The 5,556-nt window shown below is 63.1% G+C and carries 4 protein-coding genes; 1 reads left to right on the top strand and 3 read right to left on the bottom strand.

Annotated elements, in window-relative coordinates; genetic code table 11:
* Positions 1-292 precede the first annotated feature (292 nt).
* From ENN83_RS13055 to ENN83_RS13045, 3 genes are all read right to left on the bottom strand, one after another.
* On the bottom strand, positions 293-3,373 hold the full coding sequence (locus tag ENN83_RS13055; protein WP_287187632.1) for an efflux RND transporter permease subunit: 3,081 nt from the start codon (positions 3,371-3,373) through the stop codon (positions 293-295).
* 76 nt (positions 3,374-3,449) lie between these two features.
* A complete protein-coding gene (locus tag ENN83_RS13050) occupies positions 3,450-4,589 on the bottom strand; it encodes an efflux RND transporter periplasmic adaptor subunit (RefSeq protein ID WP_287187630.1) in 1,140 nt (379 codons plus the stop codon).
* Positions 4,573-5,124, bottom strand: a complete 552-nt coding sequence (locus ENN83_RS13045; protein WP_287187628.1) for a TetR/AcrR family transcriptional regulator — start codon at positions 5,122-5,124, stop codon at positions 4,573-4,575. The genes ENN83_RS13050 and ENN83_RS13045 overlap by 17 nt, the downstream gene beginning before the upstream one ends.
* Before the next feature lie 173 nt (positions 5,125-5,297).
* Between ENN83_RS13045 and ENN83_RS13040 the strand changes: the two genes are divergently transcribed.
* Positions 5,298-5,556, top strand: a 259-nt coding sequence (locus ENN83_RS13040) for a transposase (protein ID WP_287187626.1), incomplete at its 3' end; no start/stop codon positions are given.

Below are 5,556 nucleotides of genomic sequence, written 5' to 3'. Positions count from 1 at the left end.
GGCAGTTACACCAGCGTCGACGATCTGGAAGCCGCTATCTACGACTACCTCGGTCAGCACAACACGAAACCAAAGCCATTCACCTGGACCAAAACCGCCGAAGACATCCTCACCCGGGAACGATGCGCTCTTGATGCCCTCGATGAAATCAGGGGAAACCGGTAGCAAGCGTCAGATTCAGAACACTAGTTCGGCGCGATAGCCGCCAGAAAGTTACCCTTGTCCCCCATCGAGGCCGATGACCCGCCAGGCCCTTTCGAGGCCCGAAACTCGTGCCACGACCGGGGCACGATCAAGCTTGCTCGACCAACCGTTCTTTCGCAGGAAGCCGAGCATTGCGGGGGGATCGGATACGAAACAGGATCGCATAGAGGACCGGCACCGCCAGCAAGGTGAGCACCGACGCAAACGCAAGCCCGCCCATGATCGTGACCGCCATCGAGGCGAAGAAGGCGTCTGGCAGAAGTGGCAGCATCCCGAAGATGGTCGTGCCCGCTGCCAGAACAACGGGGCGCAGACGACTGACGGACCCCGCGACCACCGCGTCGTAGTCCGGCTCGCCCGAGGCGCGCCGCAGGTCGATCTCCTCGACCAGCACGATGGCGTTCTTGATCAGCATCCCCGACAGCGACAAGAAGCCCAGAAGTGCGGTGAAAGTGAAGGGCAACCCGCTGATCAGAAGCCCCAGAACCATGCCTGTGACCGACATCGGCACGACAAGCCACAGGATCAGCGGCTGGCGCACCTTGTTGAACAACAGGATCGAGATCGTCAGCATCACGAGGAACCCCAGCGGCAGCTGTTTGCCCAGCGATTCCTGTGCCTGCTGCGAACTTTCAATCTCGCCGCCCCATTCCAGCCGGTAGCCATTGGGCAGCTCCATCGCCTCGACCTGAGCCCGGATGCTTCGGAACGCCTCATCCGCTGTCAGATCGGGCCGGTTGCTGCCCTGCGCGGAAATCGTGCGTTCGCGGTCACGGCGATGGATCAGCGCCTCGGCCAATTGCACCTGCATGTCTGTCACCATGTTCGACAACGGCACATAGGCCCCGGCGCCGGGTGACCAGACCGGCAGATCGCGGACACGCTCGACGCCGCCGCGCTCATTCTCGGGCAGGCGCAGATAGATCGGCACTTCTGCATCGCCCTCGCGCAGAGCGCCGACCCGCAGGCCGGATGTGCCGAACTGCACCGTTTCGGCAATCGACTGGCGCGTCGCCCCTGTCAGGCGCATGCGCGTTTCATCGACCACCGGCACAACCATCAGCTCGCGCTGCCGCCAATCGGTGCGCGGATCGATGATGGTGCCTGCGGCCTCGTAGATCATCAGCGCCTCGTCGGCCAGTTGTCGCAGGATCAACGGGTCCGGGCCGGAAAAGCGCGCCACGACCGCGGCCCCTGCGGGCGGGCCAAAGACCAGCTCTTCAGTGCGGACCAGGGCATGGGGGAACTGCGCCCCCAGATCGCGCGCCAGACGGGCGGCCATTTCCGGGATGACCAGCGCATCGCGCGTGCGCACGATCAACTGACCGTAGCTGGCATTGGCCTGTTCGGGGTCGTAGGTCAGCATGAACCGGCTGGCCCCGCGCCCGACGAGCGTGGTCACCGCAACCACATCAGGTTCGGCCATCACGATCTGTTCAAGCCGCTTCATTTCGCGGTCGGTGGTGTGAATGTCGGTGCCTTGTGGCAACTGGAACTGCACGTAGAAAAGCGGCGTGTTGGAGTTGGGGAAGAACGCCTGCTTGACCTGCCCGAAGGCCATGATCGAACCGACAGTGATCCCGACGATCCCCAGCAGGACCAGCCAGCGCAGTCGCAATGCGCTGCGCAGGATGCCGCTGTAGGACCGGTAGATCAGACCGCGATAGGGGGCGGACGACGTGTCCTTCGGCGGCTTGAGCAACAGTTTGCCCAGATAGGGCGTAACGGTGACGGCTAGAACCCAGCTGAGCAGAAGCGAGATCCCGATCACGGCGAAGAGCGAAAACAGGAATTCGCCGGTCGCATCCGGTGACAGGCCAATGCCGGAAAACGCCATGATCCCGATCACGGTTGCCCCAAGCAGGGGGATGCCTGTTGCGCCTTCGGTTTCGGCGGCGGCATCTTCGGGCGATTTGCCGCGCGCCATCCCGATCACCATGCCTTCGGCGATGACGATGGCGTTGTCCACCAGCATCCCCATGGCGATAATCAGCGCGCCCAGGCTGATACGCTCCATCTCGATAGCGAAAACCGCCATGAAGAACACGGTTGCCATCACGGTCAGGCCGAGGGTCGCGCCCACGACCAGACCGGCCCGCCAGCCCATGGTCAGCATCAACGCGCCCACCACGATTGCAACCGACTGGAACAGGCCGGCAAGGAAGCTTGAGACGGCCTCGTCCACGACCTTGTGTTGCTCGTAGATCGGGATCAGTTCGGTGCCCGCGGGAAGAGTGGTGGCCAGTTCGGCCAGCCGCACCTCGACGGCCTCGCCCACCTCGACGACATTGCGATCGGTCAGGGCAGAAATGCCGATGGTGAAGGCCCGGACACCGTCCTGACGGATGATCTGTCCGGGTTGTTCAGTCTCGTGCCGGGACACCCGCGCGATATCGTAGACAGCGGCCTGTCCGACCTGTCCCGCCGCGCCCAGGCGCAGCGACTCGATCCCTTCGACCGTCACGTAGCCGGGCGGCACCGACAAGGCGATCCGGGAGCTGTCGGCCGTCACTTCGCCATTGGCAAAGATCTGATTTTCGCCAGCGATGACGCCAATCAGCTGATCGGGCGGAAGCCCCAATGCTTCAAGTCGGGCCGGATTGACGGCCACCGTGATTTCTTCCTCGATCAGGCCCTGAACTTCGACACGTGCAACGCCGTCAACCGTCACGAGCCCTCGCCGCAGCATGCGCGCCAGATCGCGCTCTTCGGACGGGGTCAGACCCTGCGTGGTCACCGCGTAGAACAGCCCGAACACATCGCCGAAATCATCGTTGATGATCGGATCGCGGGCACCTGCGGGCAATTCGCCGCGCACGTCACCAATCCGGCGGCGCATCTCGTCCCAGACCTGCGGGATCTCGTCAGGCCCGTAACTGTCGACAATCTCGACCGTGATCTGGGCCATGCCCGGCATGGATTTCGATTCGACGTGGTCAAGCTGGCGCATCTGCTGAAGCGCCGTCTCGATGACATCAGCGACCTCTTCTTCCACCTCCTCGGCGGTGGCGCCGGGATAGGGCACGAAGACCAGCGCCGTCTTGAGCGTGAAGCTGGGATCCTCCAGCCGCCCGACATTCGACAGGCCCCAGAGCCCGCCGACAAGACAGAAGATGATCGCCAGCCAGACCGCAACCGGGCGCCGGATGGCGCCGCGCGCGATGCTCATACCTTCAGCGTTTTCTGAAACAGATGCCACGTTCGGGGTCTCCCCGGCTTAACGCCCGTTGATATTGTCGCCAGGGTCAGAGGTTGACCGCACGCACCTGGGCTCCTTCGCGCAGACGCCACCAACCACCCGACACCACCGTCTCGCCGGCCTCCAGCCCTTCGAGGATCACGATCCAATTGTCCCGCGGCAGGCCCAGCCGCACCGCGCGGCGCGACACCGTGCTGGTATCAGCGTCGTAGATCCAGAGCGTCGGCTCCTCCCGGCTGGTTGTGTCCACAGCCGAGACCGGGACCGTCACTGCCTGCAACGCACCATTGCCGCTGCGTTCGCCGATAATAACATTGGCGGTCATGCCGGGAAGCACGCGCGGATCGAGGTCGCCCGTGATACGGAATTCGATGTCGAAGGTGCGCGTGGTGGCGTCGGCATCGGTCCGGAAGCTGCGCGGTTCCAGCGTGGCTCGGTAACCCGGCGCGGCGGGAAAGAGAGCCGTCACGGAAAAAAGCTCGGGGGCGACGCGGGCGGTGGCGGCAAGATCTTCGGGCAGCGAGATCCGGATCAGAAGCTCTGACATGTCCTGCAAGCGGACGACCGGCGCGGACGGTGTCACATTGGCAAAGGCTTCCACAAAGGTGCGGCCCACCACGGCATCGAAGGGCGCGTGGATTGCCGTCTGGGTCAGGCGACGCCCGGCTTCGCGCAGGGCGACTTCGGCTTGTGCAAATTCCGCCCGCGCCGTTTCCAGCCGCGCATCAGCCGAAACGCCGCGCTCTGCCAAAGCTGCGGCGCGATCGAGTTCCGTTCGCGCCAGATCGTAAGTGGCCTGCGCGCGATCACGCGCCAGTTCGAAATCCGTCACATCCAGCAATGCGATCAGCGCGCCCGCGGAAACATGCTGGCCTGCAACGACAGGCAGTTCCAGCAACTGGCCAGAGACCTGAAAGGCCAGATCGACCGTGCGAAGAGCTTCGACCGTTCCGGCGAAGGAACGGCTTTGGGTCTCGGCGACTGCTTCGGCCCGGGTGATCTCGACCGCGAGGACACGGGCTTGTGCAACAGGATCCGACGAAGGCTCCGCCGTCAGGGCTGCAGCTTGACTGTCCACCGTCTGCGCGACGATCGACCACCCCGGCAGGCCGAGAAAAAGGGCTGAAATCGCCGCAAGTCCAATCGCCCCAAGCAACGCCAATCCTGACTTAGCTCGCATCGTCATCCATCTCCTCGATCCGTGCGGCAAGATCGTCCAGCACGGCACTACCTCCATCCGGAAGCTTTAACAGTTTGTGAAATCGAATTCCCTGTAGCGCGAAAAACAGGATCCGCGCTGTCGTCGGGTCGTTTGTTTCAGATCCTATAATCGCCAGATCCGTTTTCAGAACATTCCGAAGCGGTTCCAGTAAGTCCGGCTCAACCGCTGCGACCGCCAGAATGGCCATCGACAAATCGGAATCCGATCTGGAAAAGCTGCGCAGTGTGAGCAGATGCTGCCGAAGCGTCGAACGGGGTTCGGTTTCGGGCAGGTTGGCGTGCAGCGCGCGATGTTCTTCGAGCATTTCCTCAAGCATCGCTTCCATAAGGACGCGCTTGGTGGGAAAATTGTGCAACACGCCGCCCTTGCTCAGCCCTGCTTCCCGCGCGATCGCTTCAATGGAGACACGCGCGACCCCGTCGCGAACGGCGATGGTCCGCGCCGCCGCGAGAATACGCGGGCTTGAATTCCGCTTGCGGGTCTGTGGCTGATCTGGCAAGGCTATACCGTCCGGTCGGTGTGGTTTGATCGCAACTAGGGCGATTGCGTTGTCCCGTCAAGTCATCTTGCCGTTTCAACCTTCGGGCACCCCACAGTTAGGGAACGTCTGAAAAACCTCCCGACTTCTGCCTGATCTGGTAGACTTGGGCATCCCTGCAAGGAGCCCCACCTATGCCGAAACAGCCCGCCTTTCCCGGGTTGCGCGATGCGATGAAGAAGAAGGTCACGCGGCGTGAGCAATTCCTGGCTGAGATGGACGCGGTGGTGCCCTGGGGTCGGCTACTCGCGCTGATCGCACCGCATTATCCCAAGGCTGGGCCGAAGGGCGGCCGGCCACCGATGCCGCTGGAGGTGATGCTGCGGGTCTATTTCCTGCAGAACTGGTATGCCCTGAGCGACCCGATGGCGGAAGAGACCCTTTACGACAGCG

The organism is Rhodovulum sp. (genome assembly GCF_011048875.1).
Lineage (GTDB): Bacteria > Pseudomonadota > Alphaproteobacteria > Rhodobacterales > Rhodobacteraceae > Rhodovulum > Rhodovulum tesquicola.
This window is presented reverse-complemented; position numbering and strand designations above follow the sequence as displayed.

Excerpts from the sequence above, each read along its gene's own strand:
- ENN83_RS13050 (WP_287187630.1), bottom strand. The coding sequence starts at position 4,589 with ATGACGATGCGAGCTAAGTCAGGATTGGCGTTGCTTGGGGCGATTGGA.
- ENN83_RS13055 (WP_287187632.1), bottom strand. The coding sequence starts at position 3,373 with ATGAGCATCGCGCGCGGCGCCATCCGGCGCCCGGTTGCGGTCTGGCTG.